This window comes from Oscillospiraceae bacterium NTUH-002-81 (genome assembly GCA_032620915.1).
In the GTDB taxonomy this organism is placed as follows: domain Bacteria; phylum Bacillota; class Clostridia; order Lachnospirales; family Lachnospiraceae; genus JAGTTR01.
On sequence record CP136052.1, the window covers coordinates 2,180,363 to 2,198,363 of the forward strand.

16 protein-coding genes and 6 pseudogenes are annotated in these 18,001 nt (G+C 47.4%); 3 read left to right on the forward strand and 19 right to left on the reverse strand.

What is annotated here, in order from left to right:
* From scpB to RJD28_10660, 11 genes and pseudogenes are all read right to left on the reverse strand, one after another.
* Positions 1-570: an SMC-Scp complex subunit ScpB gene (scpB, locus tag RJD28_10610; protein WNV56780.1), complete on the reverse strand. Its 570-nt coding sequence runs from the start codon at positions 568-570 to the stop codon at positions 1-3.
* Positions 571-600: 30 nt separating this feature from the next.
* A complete protein-coding gene (locus RJD28_10615) occupies positions 601-1,392 on the reverse strand; it encodes a segregation/condensation protein A (protein WNV56781.1) in 792 nt (263 codons plus the stop codon).
* 30 nt (positions 1,393-1,422) lie between these two features.
* Positions 1,423-2,235 carry a metallophosphoesterase gene (locus RJD28_10620; GenBank protein ID WNV56782.1) on the reverse strand — a complete coding sequence of 271 codons (813 nt, stop codon included), beginning with the start codon at positions 2,233-2,235 and terminating at the stop codon, positions 1,423-1,425.
* Between the two features lie 72 nt (positions 2,236-2,307).
* Positions 2,308-3,394, reverse strand: a pseudogene (locus tag RJD28_10625) (D-alanyl-D-alanine carboxypeptidase family protein).
* A 371-nt stretch (positions 3,395-3,765) separates the two neighbouring features.
* Positions 3,766-3,942 carry a 30S ribosomal protein S21 gene (gene rpsU, locus RJD28_10630; protein WNV56783.1) on the reverse strand — a complete coding sequence of 59 codons (177 nt, stop codon included), beginning with the start codon at positions 3,940-3,942 and terminating at the stop codon, positions 3,766-3,768.
* Between the two features lie 137 nt (positions 3,943-4,079).
* Positions 4,080-4,187, reverse strand: a pseudogene (locus RJD28_10635) (ABC transporter ATP-binding protein).
* Positions 4,188-4,248: 61 nt separating this feature from the next.
* A complete protein-coding gene (locus tag RJD28_10640) occupies positions 4,249-4,956 on the reverse strand; it encodes an ABC transporter permease (protein WNV56784.1) in 708 nt (235 codons plus the stop codon).
* Positions 4,949-5,873 (reverse strand): annotated as a pseudogene (locus tag RJD28_10645) (ABC transporter ATP-binding protein). Before RJD28_10645 ends, RJD28_10640 begins: the two are co-directional and overlap by 8 nt.
* A gap of 98 nt (positions 5,874-5,971) precedes the next feature.
* Positions 5,972-6,913 (reverse strand): ATP-binding protein, encoded by a 942-nt coding sequence (locus tag RJD28_10650; protein ID WNV56785.1) that lies wholly within the window; start codon positions 6,911-6,913, stop codon positions 5,972-5,974.
* Positions 6,910-7,600: pseudogene (locus RJD28_10655) on the reverse strand (response regulator transcription factor). The gene RJD28_10650 and the pseudogene RJD28_10655 overlap by 4 nt, the downstream one beginning before the upstream one ends.
* Positions 7,581-7,778, reverse strand: a complete 198-nt coding sequence (locus tag RJD28_10660; GenBank protein ID WNV59604.1) for a helix-turn-helix domain-containing protein — start codon at positions 7,776-7,778, stop codon at positions 7,581-7,583. The pseudogene RJD28_10655 and the gene RJD28_10660 overlap by 20 nt, the downstream one beginning before the upstream one ends.
* Positions 7,779-8,063: 285 nt before the next feature.
* Here RJD28_10660 and RJD28_10665 point away from each other — a divergent pair, with 285 nt between their 5' ends.
* Both RJD28_10665 and RJD28_10670 read left to right on the forward strand, forming a co-directional pair.
* Complete coding sequence (locus RJD28_10665; protein ID WNV56786.1) at positions 8,064-9,239, forward strand: IS110 family transposase; 1,176 nt, start codon at positions 8,064-8,066, stop codon at positions 9,237-9,239.
* 264 nt (positions 9,240-9,503) lie between these two features.
* Entirely contained in the window at positions 9,504-9,869 is a 366-nt protein-coding gene (locus RJD28_10670; GenBank protein ID WNV56787.1) for a helix-turn-helix transcriptional regulator, read from the forward strand.
* Positions 9,870-10,038: 169 nt separating this feature from the next.
* Here RJD28_10670 and RJD28_10675 read toward each other — a convergent pair.
* Positions 10,039-10,761, reverse strand: a pseudogene (locus tag RJD28_10675) (hypothetical protein).
* An 84-nt stretch (positions 10,762-10,845) separates the two neighbouring features.
* Between RJD28_10675 and RJD28_10680 the strand changes: the two are divergent.
* A pseudogene (locus RJD28_10680) lies at positions 10,846-10,965 on the forward strand (helix-turn-helix domain-containing protein).
* A gap of 108 nt (positions 10,966-11,073) precedes the next feature.
* On the opposite strand, the gene alaS reads toward RJD28_10680, so the two are convergent.
* The 7 genes from alaS to RJD28_10715 form a co-directional block, all read right to left on the reverse strand.
* Positions 11,074-13,713, reverse strand: a complete 2,640-nt coding sequence (alaS, locus tag RJD28_10685) for an alanine--tRNA ligase (protein ID WNV56788.1) — start codon at positions 13,711-13,713, stop codon at positions 11,074-11,076.
* Between the two features lie 94 nt (positions 13,714-13,807).
* The gene (locus RJD28_10690) at positions 13,808-14,593 is read right to left on the reverse strand and encodes a class I SAM-dependent methyltransferase (GenBank protein ID WNV56789.1); all 786 of its coding nucleotides are present in this window, start codon (positions 14,591-14,593) and stop codon (positions 13,808-13,810) included.
* A 94-nt stretch (positions 14,594-14,687) separates the two neighbouring features.
* Positions 14,688-15,560 carry a HipA domain-containing protein gene (locus RJD28_10695; GenBank protein WNV56790.1) on the reverse strand — a complete coding sequence of 291 codons (873 nt, stop codon included), beginning with the start codon at positions 15,558-15,560 and terminating at the stop codon, positions 14,688-14,690.
* Between the two features lie 102 nt (positions 15,561-15,662).
* Positions 15,663-15,830 (reverse strand): hypothetical protein, encoded by a 168-nt coding sequence (locus RJD28_10700; protein ID WNV56791.1) that lies wholly within the window; start codon positions 15,828-15,830, stop codon positions 15,663-15,665.
* Positions 15,831-16,047: 217 nt separating this feature from the next.
* Positions 16,048-16,392, reverse strand: a complete 345-nt coding sequence (locus RJD28_10705) for an NAD(P)-dependent oxidoreductase (GenBank protein ID WNV56792.1) — start codon at positions 16,390-16,392, stop codon at positions 16,048-16,050.
* Between the two features lie 28 nt (positions 16,393-16,420).
* Entirely contained in the window at positions 16,421-17,002 is a 582-nt protein-coding gene (locus RJD28_10710) for an NAD(P)-dependent oxidoreductase (protein WNV56793.1), read from the reverse strand.
* Positions 16,995-17,996, reverse strand: coding sequence for a 2-dehydro-3-deoxygalactonokinase (locus RJD28_10715; GenBank protein WNV56794.1), 1,002 nt, complete (start codon positions 17,994-17,996; stop codon positions 16,995-16,997). Before RJD28_10715 ends, RJD28_10710 begins: the two co-directional genes overlap by 8 nt.
* Positions 17,997-18,001: the final 5 nt, after the last annotated feature.

An 18,001-nucleotide genomic window follows, 5' to 3' on the forward strand; every position in this document is an offset into this window, starting at 1 on the left:
TTATAAATTCAATCTCAACTGTACCTCTTCTTCTGCCTCGGCCTTGAAGTCTGCCACCTGCTCCGGCGCCACCACCGGCAGGTCGTCCAGCGACTGGACGCCAAAGCTGCGCAGGAATTCCTCTGTGGTGCCGAACAGCAGCGGCCGTCCCGGCGCATCGAGACGCCCCACCTCGCAGATCAGATTGTATTCCACCAGACGGTTCACCGCATGGTCGCTCTTGACGCCGCGGATCTTCTCAATCTCCAGTCGAGTCACAGGCTGCTTGTAGGCCACGATGGACAGCGTCTCCAGCAGCACGTCCGTCAGCACCTGTTTCTTCGGCTGGGTAGCCACCTTAATGATCGTATCGTAAAATTCCGGCGCCGTACACATCTGAAAGGAATCCTCCAGCTCGATGATGCGCACGCCTCTGCCCTCCTGGGCATATCGGTCCATCATGTTATGGATCAGCTTTCTCGTGGTCTCCTCATCGTGCTCGATGGCTGCCGCCAGCCGGGAAAGCTCCACGGAATTTCCCATGGTAAATAAGATTGCCTCTATCGTTGCTTCCAGTTTTTTGATCTCCACGTCTGTTCCGCTCCGTCCTTTCTTCTGCATTTATCCGTAAATATTGGAATCCTGCCATTCCTCTTCCAGAAACTCTGCTTCCGCCACAAATTCCACATCAATGTCTGCAAAGGTTTTCTCCTGATCCACGGTGAGAAGGCCGCCCCGCACCAGTTCCAGCAGCGCTAAAAAGGTAACGATGCAGTGCATCTTCGTCGTCTGCTCTGCCAGCAGCGCCTTAAAGCTGAACCGTCCCCGCTCTTTAGCGTAAGCGGCCACATAGGCGATCTTGTCCGTCAGGCTCACCTCTTCCTTTTCCAACCGTCCGAATTTGCTTCGCACCGGGTCGATCTTCTCTTCCTGCCGCTTCATCAGTTCCTTGAACACCGCGTTTAACCGGGTCAGCGTCAGCCCGTCCAACAACTCGTCAAGATCCACCGGCTGGCGGTAATCCTTCACCTCGTCCGGCAGCGTCGGGGGCTTGTACATGGCTTTTCCCGCATCCACCATCCGGTCTTTCAGCTCCAGCGACATGTATTTGTACATCTTATATTCCAGCAGCTTCTCCACCAGCTCCTGTCTCGGGTCTTCCTCCTCGCCCTCCTCATTCACCTCGGCGGGCAGCAGCATCCGGGCCTTAATGTTCAGAAGGGTGGCCGCCATGACGAGAAACTCACTCATGATGTTCAGATCCCGCCGCTGCATTTCCCGGATATACGCCATGTACTGGTTCGTGATCTCCACGATAGGAATATCATAAATATTTACTTTATTTTTATCGATCAGGTGTAAAAGAAGATCCAGAGGACCTTCAAACGCCTTTAATTTTACGGATAATTCCATCTAGTACGTCCTTTTCCTGCTTGCTATTAATCAAGTCGTTCCCGACGGACACAGGTGTAAAAATACCAGCTCCGGCGGGTTGCCGATGCGGATCTTCACCGTGTGCTCTCCCAGCCCCCGGCTCACCACCAGATGCCGGTCGCCGATCCGGTAATGGCCGCCGTCATATTTGGGAAACAGCTTGGCCTGGGGCGTGATGATCCCACCGATGAAAGGCAGACGGATGATGCCGCCGTGCAGATGCCCACTGACCGTCAGATCTGCCCCCCAGTCCGCATATGTTTCCCCGTACACTGGATTGTGGGCGATGAGGATCGTAAACCTTCGCCAGTCTGCCTCTCCCAGCGCCTGTTCCAGCTGCCCCTTCGTCAGCTCCAGCTGGTTAAACTTCTGATAATAAGCCATTTCCAGCTCATAGCCATATACGTTCACGAACGTATTGCCCGCCGGAACGATGGCATGGTCGTTGGACAGGATATGTACCCCGGCTTCTGTCAGCTCTTTCTCATACCGGGCATACATATCCCCGTAAATACCGGGCTCCTGCCGCAGGCGGCATTCATGGTTCCCGTTGCCGTAATAGACCGGATAACGGGATGCCACCGTCTTCATAAAGGCAATGGCAGGCTCCATGGACACCTTCTTTTTGCCCACCAGCATATCCCCGGCACAGAGAACAAAATCCGGCTCCATCATATCAATGGCACCCAGAAGCGTATCGTTGTCTTTTCCATAGATTTTATTATGAAGGTCTGCCAGCAGCGCCACCCGGACCGGCCGGTCGTTCCCATCAAAAAATTCCGATGCGATTCTGTATTCTGTGATCTGAAATTTTCTGTTCATCCGCTGCCTGCCTCCTTTGTATTCCTATCTTATCATAACCCGGCTGTTTCCTTCAACCCAAAACCACAGCCATCACAGGACAGCGGTTCTCTGCACCACCATCCACAGATAATCCGAAAACGTTGCCCGGAGCACATCCTTTGCCGCAGTAACGAGAATACTGCCGATCTCCTGCCCGTTCAGCAGATATACCAGCCGTCCCACCGGATCGCCCTGCTGCACCGGCGCTTCCACAGATGTTTCCAGCCGGATTTCCCGGGTAATGTCCGCCGTGTTTTCTCCATTCATGCACAGATAGGTAAACGGCCCCGCAAAGGCGCCCTCCACCGTCTTTTTCGATGCTGCCGGTCACCGGCACCCGGATTGGCTCCACATCCGTCAGTGGGTCTTCATACAGGCTGCTTCTGGCAAATCCCACATTCAAAAGCTCTGCCGCCTCCCGGAACCGGGTCTTGAAGTCCGGCGCCGCCATAACCACCGCGATCATATGGACACCATTTCGAATGGCTGTGGCTGAAAAACAGTATTTCGCCAGACTGGTACTGCCCGTTTTCAGTCCACGGATGCCATCATAGCTTTTCAGCAGCTTATTCGTGTTGGTCAGACAGAATTCCTTGGAGCCCTGCCGCGTCACATGTGTGATATTTTCCATCCAGATCGTGGAATAGTCGTACACCTGGGGATATTTCGTCACCAGCTCCCGGCTCATCTTCGCCACGTCCAGCGCCGAACTCACATGGGTGGCGGAATCCGTCAGCCCGCAGCAGTCCTCAAAATGGGTCTGCTCCATGCCAAGACCGGCTGCCCGCTCATTCATCTGCCGGACGAAAACCTCCTCGCTGCCTGCCACGTACTCCGCCATGGCCACCGAAGCGTCGTTGCCCGAGGCAATGACGATACACTTGATCAGCGTCTCCACCGTCTGAACCTCGCCCTCCTCCAGAAACACCTGCGAACCGCCCATGGATTTGGCATGGGCACTGGTGGTCACCTCGTCCTCCAGATGGATCTTTCCGCTCTCCAGCGCATCAAAAATCAGGATCAGCGTCATGATCTTCGTGATACTGGCCGGACGCAGCTGCTCCGTGGGATTCTTCTCATAGATGACCGTTCCCGTGGATGCCTCCATCAGCACCGCCGCCTGGGAAGCCAAAGAAAGCTCCTCTGCCGCCACGCCTGCCGTCGTCTGTAAATCTTCCCCCGACAAAATCTGCTGTATTTCCCCAGCATATGCCCGCATCGGCATTACACTTACCAGCAAGGAAAGTACCAGAAGCAGGCATCCCCACCTGCACTTCCATCCCGTTTTTCCCCTGCCGCTTCTTTTTTCCTATCATCTGACCGCTCCCTGGATCATCCGTTGTTACCAGTGTATTCTCCAGATTCTGCAAATAGAAGAACGGTGCAGGTTTATTTGTCACTGAAAAGCTTTATAGCCGTGAAATGGCATTGTCCTACTTTATTTTATACGATGAAAAAAAGATCCCGGAAATAAAACCAGGATCTTCTCCATTCATTCATAATCAACGATTAATTATATTTACGTTTTCTTGCTGCTTCAGATTTCTTCTTGCGTCTTACGCTGGGCTTCTCGTAATGCTCTCTCTTACGAATCTCCTGCTGAATACCTGCTTTCGCACAGTTTCTCTTAAATCTGCGTAAAGCGCTATCTAAAGTCTCGTTCTCTTTTACGATTACGTTTGACATAGTCTCACACCTAACCTCCCTCCAGTTGCGAATTGTGCAGAATACAACTGTTTGGGTATCTCCATTGCACTAGATATATTATAGCAGATTTTTCGCAATCGTCAACTACTTTTTTCATGATATACGCTCTATTCGCGCTATTCGTATCGCAGTGCATCGATCGGGTTCATTTTTGCAGCCTTATTGGCCGGGTAATATCCGAAAAAAATGCCGATAAATGCAGAAAATCCCACGGATATCACAATTAACTCTTAATATCAATTTATAATTGGCATCACTATAAGAACTTTCATTTCGTTGAGCATTTTAGTTCAAATCCTTAGTTTCCACATTGTAAATCGAGAGAAACGCAAAGATTAAGGAAAGTACCATAAGTACAACAGGAAGAATGGCATTATCCGCCAAAGAAAAATCGCCCACATTAGCCTGTGTCAAAAAAATCAGCAGAAAAGATGATACGATGGTAGCTTTTGAGGACTTCATAGCCATACCAATAAACAAGGCGATAAAACTCATGGTTACAATGACAACGGACTTTAAGAGTAACTGAATATAGAACCCCATACTTGCCATGTTGTAGTCCAGTGGGAATGAGGAAACCATGAATTGTGAACCAAGTAAAATGCAGCCGTAAATCAATAGTTTTGTCAGCACCAGAGCCACGAAATTGAAAATCCATACAGCTAACATTTGAGAAACGAGAATTTTCTGTCGCTTAATTGGATACGAAAACATTAAGTTCATGGTTTTGTTTTTATAGGCGCTCACAATGTATGTGGACAACATGACACTGGTAAACACCAGAAAAGCCATGCTTGTAAACAGCTCGATAGAGGAAGAAATCGCACTGTTACCCGGCGCCGCATCAGGAACACCCGTATCAGGATCATTGGCAATTCCCAAATAGCAAAGGGCAAATATGAACAGGCAGATCAGAGCCGACATGATAACCACATTGCGAATGTACTTGCCTACATTATTCTTTTTCCATTCCAGCCTAATGAGTTTAAGCATGATATTTCACCTCCCCGGTCAGCTTCAAGAAGTAGTCCTCCAGCGTTTCAGATTTCTTTCCAATGCTCACAACTTCAACATCATTCAGAGCCAGTATTTTCGTCAACTGCTGGGTAGACGCTGCATGGTCATATATGCGAATTTTACCGCTGTCAAGAATCTTAAAATTTTGCAGACCCAACTTTTCAGTCAAGACATAGGCAGCCCGCTTTTCATCCGTGACAGAAAGCTCCACATAATTGAGGTTCATTTCCTCAATATCTTGCATACGAATTTCTTTCATCATTTTTCCGTGATGGATAATAGCAACGGTATCCGCAATACTCTCCACTTCAGATAAAATGTGACTTGAAATCATAACGGTAATACCGTACTCCGAACAAAGTGTTTTTAATAAATCACGGATTTGTTTCATTCCTGCTGGATCAAGGCCGTTTGTGGGTTCGTCGAGAATAAGCAGTTCCGGCTTGCACATAATGGCTCTTGCAATTCCGAGGCGTTCTTTCATGCCGAGGGAATAGTTCTTGACCGGCTGATCGGCTGCTGATGTCAAGTCCAGCATTTGCAACGCACTTTCAACACTGTCAACATTGTAATAGCCCATATACTCACAATGAAGCTGTAAGTTCTCACGCCCGGTCATGTGGTCATAAAAGGTGGGAAACTCGATGATACTTCCCATTCTTTTTAAGACTTCATAGGATTTTGGAGTCAATACCTCTCCAAACACCTCAATAGTCCCACTGGTAGGTTTCCAAAGGTTAGTAATCATCTTCATCACTGTGGTTTTACCAGCTCCGTTAGGACCAAGAAAACCATAAATTTCCCCCTTGGGAATATGAATATTAACATCAGTGACAAGTGCCTTACTACCGATCTTTTTTAGAAAGACCACTTGTTTGTAAAATAAATGGCATTGTCTTGCCCTCCTTTCTACTGACATTATAGAAAGTTCGATTTTCAAAACTCTTGAATAATTCTTACAAATTTCTTTCTTGAAAAAATGACCTATGGTTTAATAGGCCATTTTCTTGAGCGTAATAGTGAAAACTGTTTTCTGGTGCGGTTGACTTTCTAAAGTAATATCGCCACCGAGTTGCAAGGCAAGATTTTTCGCAATCGTCAGTCCAAGACCATTTCCCTGCATAGCACTATTTCTGGAATCTTCCATCATAAACAGCCGATCAAAAACCGAATCGGCAAATTCTTTTTCAATTCCACGGCCCCTGTCCACAATGTCTATATAGATATGTGCCTGATCTGCCCGCAAAAACATACCTAAATATTTTCCATCGCCGCCATAGCGAATTGCATTGGAAATCAAATTGAACATAATTCTTTGCAACGCATCTTTATTGGCATTTGCATACAATACATGATCGGGTATGTTAATTTCCACTTCAAAATTTTTTTGTGAAAGGAGTTCATAGAAATCCAAAATATTTTCCCGGCAGGCTTCGTTCACATTCAAACGCTCCAATGGCATATCTGTATCGCCAGCCTCTAATTTAGCAAGCGTAAAGAATTGTGTAATCAATCCCATTACCCGCTGGGCAGTGCTTTCTACCTTTTGCAACATTTCATTGCTTTGGGTTCCGTTCAAACGCATAATCTCCAAATAGCCAAGAATCACTGTCATGGGAGTTTTAATGTCGTGGGAAATGTTAGATAACATCTTTTTGGATGCCATTTCAGCCCGCCGATACTCAACTTTTACTTTTTGCCGATCTTCCAACATTCGATTGATTTGTGTTGCAAGCTCTATCAGTGCCTTATTATCGGTAAAGACTGTCACTTTTTCGTCGCTGTCGGTGTCAAGAAGTTCTTTCAATTTGCTGCTGATCTCATGTATTTTTGCTTTTGTTCCGTTATGGAATACAAACTGCTGGTACACAATGATACAGATTAAAATCATAATACAGAGGGTTAGTAAAAAGATAATTGTCGCATTGCTCATTTCTGTTCTCCCAGCTTATAGCCAATTCCCCATACAGTTATAACAACTTGTGGCTTTCGTGGATCATCCTCGATTTTCGTTCGTAAACGGCTGATGTGAACATTGACGGCATTTTCATCCCCCATATAGGCATCATTCCAAATTAAAGAATAGATTTGAGCCTTTGTGTAGACCCTTTGTGGGTTTTCCAGAAGCAGCCGTAAAATATCAAATTCTTTTTGCGGTCAGTTCGATAATCTCGCCTGATTTTGTGACGGTGTGATTTTCCAAGTTCATAACCAATGGGCCCCACACAAGTTTCGTTTGCTCTGGCTGTACGGCAGCATATTCGGTATTTCTCCGTATGTTTGCTTTAATACGCGCCATAACCTCTGTTATGGAAAACGGTTTTGTAATATAATCATCCGCACCGAGGCCCAAACCTAAAGTTTTGTCGGAATCCGAATCCTTCGCAGAAATGATGATAATTGGCACCGTACTTTTTTGACGAATATACTTCATTACATTCATACCTGTAATTTTGGGAATCATCAAATCCAACAAGACGATACTATAAGAACCAATGTCGAAAGCCTCACATGCCTTTTGACCATCGGTAGCGCAGACAACTTCAAAATTTTCTGCTATAAGATAGCTACATAACATTTCACTTATTTCTATATCATCTTCAATTAAGAGAATCTTCATTATTCTTTTTTCCTTCCTTTCTGCGCCTATCAGTCGGCTTCTCCGCAGTTTTAGGGAGCAGCCAAACACCGGCCATTTTCACAGCACCGGGGATACGCCCACCAGCACAATAATAATTTACCCTACGAGGTGTCACGCCCCACTTTTCGGCGGCCTCTTTTAATGTCATATAGTCCATTTCGCACGTATAATCCAATTATCCTCTTTTGAGGGTAATGGATTATTCCCCTTTCTCCCAATCTCTTGGGCTTTATTGAATACTCCATTATAATAATTACAGCACTGTGGATCTGTACCTATTTCATTACGGCTTTGACTGTTCCGAGGTGACTCAGACCACAGCTTTTCGTCTACTACTGGTAATTAGTTTGTTAACGCATGACGTTTGTATTTACGTGATTACGCAGCCGAATTCTCTGTGGAAGACAGCAGTGCTAAATATCTTATAAGGAGGCTTATTTCTATGACCATGTACTTTGTTGGAATCGATATTTCCAAGTACAAGCACGACTGTTGCATCATATCAGCAGCCAACCAGAAAGTTGTTTCAAAGTTTACTTTCAAAAATGATAAGTCCGGTTTTGAACAACTAAATCTTATCTTAAATTCACTCTCCACTCCTGAGGATATAAAAATAGGGTTTGAATCAACTGCCCATTATGCCCTCAATCTTGAACTCTTCCTTGAAAATGCCAACCACAGCTTCATGGAAATTAATCCAGTTTTAATCAAGGATTTCAAGAAGTCTCAGACTCTCCGACGCACCAAAACCGATTCTATCGACTGCGAGTTAATAGCCCGTTGGTTAATGACTGTTGAATACAAACCCCATTCAAAAGGATTTTACCACGCTTATTCCTTAAAGTCATTAACTCGTTTACGGGACAGGCTGGTTCGCCAGCGTTCTTTTTATCTTGTTAAAATTACAAACGTTCTTGACCACACCTTTCCAGAGTTCAAACCGTTCTTCCATGAGCGTTTATCTAAAACTGCCTTATACCTCCTTGAAAACTACGGCTCCGCTGAAAAGATAGCAAGAATGAATTCCGCATCCTATGAGAAACTTCGATCCATTTCCAGAGGAAAATTTTCTCCCCAGCAGTTTATTCGCTTGAAAGAACTTGCCGCTAATACAGTCGGTGTAAACAACTCTATCTTCGATGTAGAACTTAATAGTCTGCTGACCTTATACAAGTCCCTTGTAGATGAAATCAAAACATTAGAAAGCGAAATCAACAGACTGGTAGATGAAGTGCATCCACACTATATGTCCATTCCAGGTATCGGTCCTATATCCGCTGCTATCATTTACGCTGAATATGGTGATATTTCAAACTTCTCCAGTCCTAACCAGATGCTTGCTTTTGCCGGAATAGAACCCAGCGTACATGAGTCAGGAACTGAAGCATATAATGGCAAGATGGTAAAACACGGTTCCTCACAGCTACGATATGTGCTTATCAACTGCTGTCTGCCGTTGATACGGTTTGATGTGACATTTGCTACATACTATGCCAGAAAACGTTCAGAGAACAAGCCTCACCGGGTTGCTATCACTCATGTAGCTAAGAAGCTTGTCAGAGTCATCTATGCATTGGAGAGTCAAGATATCGACTTTGACCCAAAGAAACTTCGATGAGCTCATGTTCATAAGTTAACACCCTCCATCTGAAATACGCTATTTTCAGATGGTTTATTAAGGTTACCCTTTTTTATAAACCATAAAATTCCAAAAAAACACTTGACTGTTTATAGTTTGTCACCTCCACAGGATATATTATAGTTCTCTACCTCGAATAATACAAGTTAGAGCCTACACGGATGCGAAATAAAATACTACTTAATGTAAAATCTCATTACATTCTCATAATTTAACCCGAAATGTAGAATGATATAGGGTGATATGAGAATGAACCAATATGAAAGAAGGTTTGACTTTCACGGCCTCGGTGCAGCTCTCAAACGAGCCAGAGAAGAAAAGGGCTGGACACAAGCCTATGTTGCGGAATTAGTAGACCGTGACTCCCGTACCATTATGAATATTGAGAACAAAGGTCAATATCCCAGCTTCGACCTTTTTGTTAAACTCATTACCATGTTTGACGTTTCAGTTGACCAGTTTATTCATGCGGACGGAGGGGCAAGGTCAAGCTCTTGCAGAAAACACATTGATGTACTTCTAAACTCCATGACTGAAAAAGAGCTTGTCGTGATAGAAGCCACAGCCGAAGGCATTAAGAAAGCCAGAGAAACGGAGGTTCCAGAATAAGGGCCTCTGTTTTTTTGCGCCATTTTAGGGGCTGCCGCTAAGTGGCAAGCAATGCCTCTGTGGCCACAAGTGGCACAAAGGCGGCTTGTTGGGGCTCGCCCCAAACCCGTATCTTCGGGCCAACATGGCCCGAAGTGTCAGCGTCGCTTTGCTCCTTATTTTCATAACCTTAACGCTCCTTTTCCTGCTTTCGTCCTGGCTCGGTATAGCCCATCAGAGTGTCAATGTTCGCCTTGATCGTGACGATCTCCTGCATATCCCGTCGTGCCTTCTGGTATTCTCCATAGAGCTGTTTTTTCTTTGCTGTGAGCTTACGGCCTTCCTCCTTCAGCACATCCATTTTAGGGAGTTTCGCCCCGCCCAGCAGAGAGCGCATTTCCGCTTGTGCAGCCCGGTACAGTTCAAGGTCGGCCTCATGCTCCGCAAGGAATTTCCGGCTGTACTTCGTCGCCTTATACTGCTCAAAGACCGGATGGGTTTTGGTATACTGAACCGTTGCGGCCTTTAGCCCGGCATTGGTTTTCATGGCCTGTTCCGTATGCTTGACCTGCTCGGAAATGGCATGGAAACGGTCTGCCGCCTCGGTAGCTTTCTGTGCCAACTGCTCATAATCGGTCAGGCCATTGTCCTGTATATAGGCAAGGGCAGCGGCCATCTGCTTAATGTTAAATACCTTCGCCCAGCGTTCATATCCCGGTCCCTTACCGGCAGCCAGTTTAGCTTGAATATCCACCGCCAGACTGATTTTCCGCTCCGAATGTCCGGGGCGTTTTTCTTTACCCTCAATGGCAGATAGAACGTCTTGCAAGTCGTAGCCGTCCCCCAGTGTGGAGGCCCGCAGACGGGTAAAGCGTTCCTGTCCCTGCCCGGTCAGCCGGAAGCTGATACCGCCGCATCGAGATTTTTTTCAATCTCGAAATGTATATATTGACCTCTACGCCGCATAAATACGGCATTTTTTGTTGTTTCTTTCTATGACTTCCGCACCGTGGATGTACACATCAACCGCCTGCGGGAACGGCTGAAATACAATCCCGATCTGGATATCCTCACCGTGCGGGGACTGGGATATAAGGCCGTGAATCGGGTCATGTAACATAAGGATGCCTGTGGAACCTCTGTGTATCAAAAAAGGATACCTCTTTTTTTCCAATTGGAAATCAGAAGTATCCTTTTTTATCGCAGGCCGAATCCTGTTGATCGCTTACTTGATCTGGCCTTCCAGTACTTTTGCGGCCTCTGCCAGTGCAGCGTCCACTCCTGCCGGGTTCTTACCACCGGCCTGTGCCATGTTCGGACGTCCACCGCCGCCGCCGCCAACGAGTGCCGCAATGCCCTTGATCAGGTTGCCTGCATGTGCGCCCTGTTTCAGTGCGCCGTCTGTAGCGGTTGCCATCAGGTTTACCTTGCCGTCAGCCACAGAAGCGATGACAACAACGCCCTCGCCCAGCTTTCCTTTCAGCTGATCGCCCAGATCACGGAGACCATTCATGTCCACGCCGTCAACCTTCGTTGCCAGCAGCTTCACGCCCTTGATCTCCTGTACCTGTCCCATAACATCACCCAGCGCTTCCTGTGCCAGCTTGGATTTCAGGGACTCGTTCTCGCTCTGCAGTGCTTTCAGCTCTGCCAGAAGGTGATCTATCTTCTCAGAAACATTGGCAGGCGTGCCTTTTACAGCTCTGGCAATCTCTTCTACCTTTGCTTCCATCTCTTTATAATAACGGAATACACCATCGCCGGTCAGCGCCTCGATACGGCGCACGCCAGCTGCGATACCAGCCTCAGATACGATCTTGAAGGTGGTGATCACACCGGTATTCTTTACATGCGTACCGCCGCACAGCTCCACGGAGAAATCTCCCATGTTGACCACGCGCACCTGATCGCCATATTTCTCACCGAACAGTGCCATAGCGCCGGACTTCTTCGCCTCGTCCAGAGACATGACCTTGGTCACAACCGGAAGGGATGCCTGGATCTCTTCATTGACGATCTGCTCCACCTTGGCGATCTCTTCCTGGGTCATTGACTGGAAATGCGTAAAGTCGAAACGCAGACGGTCACAGGTCACCAGAGAACCTGCCTGCTCCACATGATTGCCCAGAACCATACGCAGCGCTTTCTGCAGCAGATGGGTAGCACTGTGATTCTTGCCGGTGTCGATCCGGTTCTTCTCATCGACAGTCAGTGTCACCTTGTCTCCCACTTTAAACATACCGCGGGTAACGGTTCCCACATGGCCGATCTTGCCGCCCAGCAGATGGATCACATCTTTTACCTCAAACTCTGCATCCGGCAGGGTAATCGTTCCGATATCTGCCTGCTGTCCGCCCATGGTTGCATAGAACGGCGTCTCGTCTACAAAGATGGTTGCATTCTCACCCTCGGTGATGGCCTGTACCACAGCTTCCTCCGTTGTCAGCACGCGGATCGGAGATTCGCAAACCAGGTTGTCATATCCGACAAAGGCTGAAGTCACGGAAGGATCGATCTCCTCATATACGGTAGCGTCTGCACCCATGTAGTTTGTCGTCTTCCGGGCACTGCGGGCTTTCTTTCTCTGCACATCCATGGCAGCCCTGAAACCATCCTCGTCCACCAGGAAGCCCTTCTCCTCCAGGATCTCCTTTGTCAGATCCAGCGGGAATCCATACGTATCATAAAGCTTAAAAGCATGCTCGCCGGACAGGGTCTTCTGTCCTGCAGCAGTCATCTCTTCCTCCATATCAGAAAGGATACTTAAGCCCTGATCAATGGTCTTGTTGAACTTGTTCTCTTCCTCAGTCAGTACCTTGAAGATCATTTCCTTCTTCTCTTCCAGCTCCGGATAACCATCCCTGGAACCATTGATAACAGTTTCACTTAAATTGGCCAGGAAGCTTCCCTCGATGCCCAGCAGTCTTCCATGACGGGCTGCACGGCGCAGCAGACGGCGCAGGACATATCCTCTTCCCTCGTTGGAAGGCATGATACCGTCAGAAATCATAAAGGTACAGGAACGGATGTGGTCTGTGATCAGACGAATGGAAACGTCCTTCACCGGATCGGTCTCATATTCCGTATGTGCCAGCTCACACACACGGTTACGCAGTGCCTCCAGTGTGTCCACATCGAAAATGGAATCCACATCCTGTACAACCACGGCCAGACGTTCCAGTCCCATACCGGTATCAATGTTCTTCTGTTTCAGCTCGGTATAATGGTTGTGTCCATCATTCTCGAACTGGGTAAATACGTTGTTCCATACCTCCATATACCGGTCACAGTCACAGCCTACGGTACATCCGGGTTTGCCACAGCCATATTTTTCTCCGCGGTCATAATAAATCTCGGAACACGGGCCGCAGGGTCCTGCGCCATGCTCCCAGAAGTTGTCCTCCTTGCCGAACCGGAAAATCCGGTCTGCCGGAATGCCGATCTTCTTATTCCAGATATCAAACGCCTCATCATCGTCCTGATAAACAGACGGATACAGACGATCCCTGTCAAGGCCGACAACCTCTGTCAGGAATTCCCAGGACCAGGCAATCGCCTCGTTTTTAAAATAATCTCCGAAAGAGAAGTTACCAAGCATCTCAAAAAATGTACCATGACGGGCTGTCTTGCCGACATTCTCGATATCACCGGTACGAATACATTTCTGACAGGTCGTTACACGTCTTCTCGGCGGAATCTCCTGTCCGGTGAAATATGGCTTCAGCGGAGCCATACCGGAATTGATCAGCAGCAGGCTGTTGTCATTGTGCGGTACAAGAGAAAAGCTCTTCATCGCCAGATGTCCCTTGCTCTCAAAGAATTCCAGGAACATTTTTCTCAGTTCATTTACACCGTACTTTTCCACGTTATTTCCTCCTATATATATAGATTCATAAAAAATCCGTACAATCTAAATTATTATAAGATTTTAGGAAATCTTTGTCAAGGAATCCCGGCGATTACTTCTCCAGCACAAGGATTTTGTTGGAAATACTGCGGACAGGCGGAATTTTTCCCAGCCATCGGTAAACCGGCATAATTACCGCCATCCCCTCCACCAGGCTGTGTTCTTCTAAGAACCGGAAATCCGGCAAAAGCGCAGCGAGCGCTCTTCCATCCTTTATCCCCCAGGTAAATTTTGCATGGCTGCCCTCGATGGACTTCTCCCGGAAGCGTTTTACGATCATGGGGTTCATCACCTCCACGAATACCTCCGCCCTGGCAAACCGCCCGGCAATCACTGCAAATATCTGCCGGACATCCGCCTCCGACAGATACATGGTCAGTCCCTCGATGATGACCAGCACCGGCGCATCAGATTCTTTGATCTCCCCGCCCCAGTCCTCCATTGCAGACATGGCGATCTGTGAAATCCTTCCGTTTCCCGGCAGGAGACGCGCCCGCACCGCCATCGTCTCGGGCAGATCCAGATTGTACCAGTGTGCATACCCCTCCATCCGATAGCACCGCGTGTCAAGTCCGCAGGCAATGTTCACGACCACCGCACCGGGATTTTTCGCAAGCCATGCTGCCGTCAGCCGATCCAGCACGATCGTGCGGGCAATGACGCCGCTGCGCATGGCCGAATCCCTTTCCGCAAGAGAAAAATCATAATCCAGCCGGTCAATGATCTCTTCCGCTTTCCGGTCGCGAATGGCCCCACGCCCGCTGCTCTCCCTGGCCCGGGCATAAACCGTCTGCAGCATCGTCTCCGGCACACCGGAGAGCGTTATTTTTTCATTCATATTCCGTCATCCTCCCTTTTGCATGAGTTAGATATTCCTAACAAAAATATACTCAAAATGGACGGGGCGGTAAGCCTTACCTGCTATCCCTTTCCTACAGCAGCTGTAAAGAATAATCCAATATTCTTGTTTTTCTTTCCCAAAGCATGGTTTTATAAAACTGTTTCTGTAAATCCGTGATAAAAGGTGTCTCATTTACCAGCTTTTCTATCTGTTCCATGTGAATTCTGGGAACGATCCGGCGCAAAGCCTCATTGCAGCCTTCCAGTTCCAGCGAAGAAATGAAATCAAAATAATTGATCTTTTTCCCATTTAACTTAATCCCCGAAAGCGGAATTTCAAAAACACGAAGATTTTTCTCTGCCGGATCATCCAGTGTTGCCCTCATGATTGCTTCATCAGCCTGCGGATAAAGACAACTTCCACAATCATATACCGGGGCCAGCTTCATCTCATCCTGAACAGTATCATAAAGGAATCCCCAGTTTCCATTGTGTCTATCCCAGTTTCCAATCAACGCATCAACAATAAACATATCCCAAAACCAGTTTTCCAGTTCCACCGGATCCATGACCTGTTGCTCCCGGATTGCATTCAAAATATCGGATAATTCTGTCCCATATCCATTGTGTTCCGAATCAATAATGGTATTTTTAAGCGAAGCAAAATCCTGTATCACAATACCCGGGGATGTAAAATCTTTACATGCTACAACAATTTTCTCTCTTCCGTTTTTTGAATAAGTGCCAAGCAGCGTTTCCTGTACAGGGATGCCCACAAGAGCAAAAATATGCGATCCCAGATATTCTGACACACATCCATTGGTATAGCTCATTTCTTTGTTTCTGGATGGTGGAACCGGGAACTTCAACATATACTGTTCCCCATTATACATGACAGCAATCTTACTGCCATTAGCCCCTGCATATGTCTTATTTCTTCGGGGAAGATTTGTAAAATCTACCATTCCTTTTCCCCCTTCATTCTAAGATATTTTCTGCGCAAGTATTCGGCCTGCCGCCGGGAAATCTCCTGATCGACTTCCGCTGAATTGATGTCCGCATTCAGTTCACACCAGTACAGATCCCAGTGCAGATCTCTTTTTCCCGCATCCTCTATCGCCCAGGATTTTTTTCATAGCCTCCAGGGAGGTAAGCAAATAAGGAGGAAGTCCTTTTTCCAGATAGGTTTCGTCCTCCGGCAAACCTGTTTTTTCATTATATTTTGTACTGCTCATGACGATCCATTCCTCCACAAATTATGCAATCATCCTGATCTGCTTGCGCTCATTATATCGGTACTTTCTGTGTTTGTCAATTTCATGGCGTTCCCTAAGCCTCCAAATATGACAGGACGTAATTTCCTGTCATACAAAAAAGCACCCCGGCAGAACGTTTCCATCCCGTCGGGGTACTTCTATGCACCAATATTTTTCTGAAAATCAGGCGTTTATCCTAGACTACCTGGAACTGCAGCTCCTTGCCTTCGATCTTGGCAGCAGCGTTCTGTGCGCAGATCAGGCTGACAGCGCCGATGGCTTCCTTGGAGTACATACCGATATGGGGGGTAATGATGACATTCTCCAGGGTACGCAGCGGATTGTCCTCTGCCATGGGTTCCTGCTCGGATACATCCAGAGCGGCACCTGCGATATGGCCGGATTTTACTGCCTCATACAGGTCATGCTCATTCACGATACCGCCTCTTGCGGTATTGATGATGTAAGCACCCTCCTTCATGGCAGCCATCTCTTTTGCAGAGATCATGTCTCTTGTCTCATCTGTCAGCGGCAGATGCATGGAAATAATGTCTGCGTTTTTGATGATCTCATCGATAGAAGAAAGCGTTACAAAGGACTTGAACTCTTCCGGTACTTCTTTTTACATAGGGGTCATAAGCCAGCACTTTCATGCCAAAGCCGTTGGCTCTTCTTGCCACGTTCTTTGCGATCGCACCGAAGCCGAAGATACCCAGTGTCTTGAAGCATACGTCAACACCGATGGCCGGTTTCCACTCGCCGTTTCTGACACGGTTGTTGGCAATCACGATATTTCTCGTCACAGCCAGCATGAGGCCGATGGCCAGGTCAGCAACCGCATTGGAATTGGTTCCCGGTACGTTGCAGACAGCAATGCCGCACTCTTTTGCTTTTTCCAGCGGAATGTTGTCAAGACCTGCACCATGCTTGCAGATGATCTGCAGGTGGTCACATTTTTCCATCACTTCTTCCGGGAACGGATGTGCACCGATCACCAGTGCATCATACTCCGGAATGATTCTGTTGAACTCGTCCTGATCGAAATCGGTTCCCTTGAAGGTGATCTCGAATCCGGCATCCTCTAACACTTTCTTCGGTTCGTCACTGATCTTACCAAAAGATCTGGATGTAATTAAAACTTTCTTACTCATTTTCTTCTCCTTTTAAACCAACAATCTTCCGGAGGCCTTCTACGGCATAGCTCTTTGTCGCAGAGATCGGCATCCAGACAATGTTTTTGATATAAGGACTTCCTTCAAAAATAATGGAGAACAGTCTGTACATAAATTCATCAGATACGATAACCAGCGTATCGCAGCCTTTCCAGAAATGCTCACAGTAGTATTCCAGTGACTTGCGCACGCCGCCATTGACAACGCCTTCTCCATAGGAGAAACGCTGCAGCAAGGTTCCGCTTTCCATGATCCGCATGGCATGGCAGATATACAGGGAACGGTTGAAGCCCAGCCGGTCCAGATTCTCCAGCGCCTTATGGATCATGTCCGGATCCAGGTCATCTGCGGTCGCTTCCACGTCAAGTATCGGAGCCATAATGGTCTCCTTTTTCAGCGCATAGAAAAGCTCACCGGTGAAGTTGGAAATGATGTCGCTCACCACGTCGTCCTTGACATAGGTCACATGGGTGTGGGAGCCGGGCATCATCAGTGCCGCATGGGTGATGCCTTTGCTGCGCAGTTCATCCAGCGTACCGATGATTTCGATCTCCTCGCCTCTCATGTTCCCCACAAAGGAGAAATCGTCATTTACCGTCTTCAGTCCCGGAACCAGATAAATATTTCTGTGGAACAGGGTGTCCTCGTAATGGCAGTAAACGCTGTCCGCAAACTCCTGGACAGACAGCGGCACCTTCAGATGGGGCACCTCTTTCATGCCATAAGGGGAGGTGATCATGCCGGACATATAGATGCTTGTCACATCCTCCTCCGTCAGATGTTTTTCCTGTAAAAGCTTCGTATAAAGCTCGTACAGTCCCTCAATGAGCACGCGGTTGCTTCCCTCGATGGAGGAATTTCTGGATCCCACGTTCTTCTTGTCCACATATAAAACCTGAAAATCCTTGTCCAGCAGATAGATTCTGCTGTTGGATGTCCCCGAATCAAAATATACGATATACTTACCCATCATACACT

Bases quoted from the DNA above. Each gene is read 5' to 3' on its own strand.
- RJD28_10615 (WNV56781.1), bottom strand. From the start codon at position 1,392: ATGGAATTATCCGTAAAATTAAAGGCGTTTGAAGGTCCTCTGGATCTT.
- RJD28_10620 (WNV56782.1), bottom strand. From the start codon at position 2,235: ATGAACAGAAAATTTCAGATCACAGAATACAGAATCGCATCGGAATTT.
- rpsU (WNV56783.1), bottom strand. From the start codon at position 3,942: ATGTCAAACGTAATCGTAAAAGAGAACGAGACTTTAGATAGCGCTTTA.
- RJD28_10640 (WNV56784.1), bottom strand. From the start codon at position 4,956: ATGCTTAAACTCATTAGGCTGGAATGGAAAAAGAATAATGTAGGCAAG.
- RJD28_10650 (WNV56785.1), bottom strand. From the start codon at position 6,913: ATGAGCAATGCGACAATTATCTTTTTACTAACCCTCTGTATTATGATT.
- RJD28_10660 (WNV59604.1), bottom strand. From the start codon at position 7,778: ATGGACTATATGACATTAAAAGAGGCCGCCGAAAAGTGGGGCGTGACA.
- RJD28_10665 (WNV56786.1), top strand. From the start codon at position 8,064: ATGACCATGTACTTTGTTGGAATCGATATTTCCAAGTACAAGCACGAC.
- RJD28_10670 (WNV56787.1), top strand. From the start codon at position 9,504: ATGAGAATGAACCAATATGAAAGAAGGTTTGACTTTCACGGCCTCGGT.
- RJD28_10690 (WNV56789.1), bottom strand. From the start codon at position 14,593: ATGAATGAAAAAATAACGCTCTCCGGTGTGCCGGAGACGATGCTGCAG.
- RJD28_10695 (WNV56790.1), bottom strand. From the start codon at position 15,560: ATGGTAGATTTTACAAATCTTCCCCGAAGAAATAAGACATATGCAGGG.
- RJD28_10700 (WNV56791.1), bottom strand. From the start codon at position 15,830: ATGAGCAGTACAAAATATAATGAAAAAACAGGTTTGCCGGAGGACGAA.
- RJD28_10705 (WNV56792.1), bottom strand. From the start codon at position 16,392: ATGCATCTGCCGCTGACAGATGAGACAAGAGACATGATCTCTGCAAAA.
- RJD28_10710 (WNV56793.1), bottom strand. From the start codon at position 17,002: ATGAGTAAGAAAGTTTTAATTACATCCAGATCTTTTGGTAAGATCAGT.
- RJD28_10715 (WNV56794.1), bottom strand. From the start codon at position 17,996: ATGATGGGTAAGTATATCGTATATTTTGATTCGGGGACATCCAACAGC.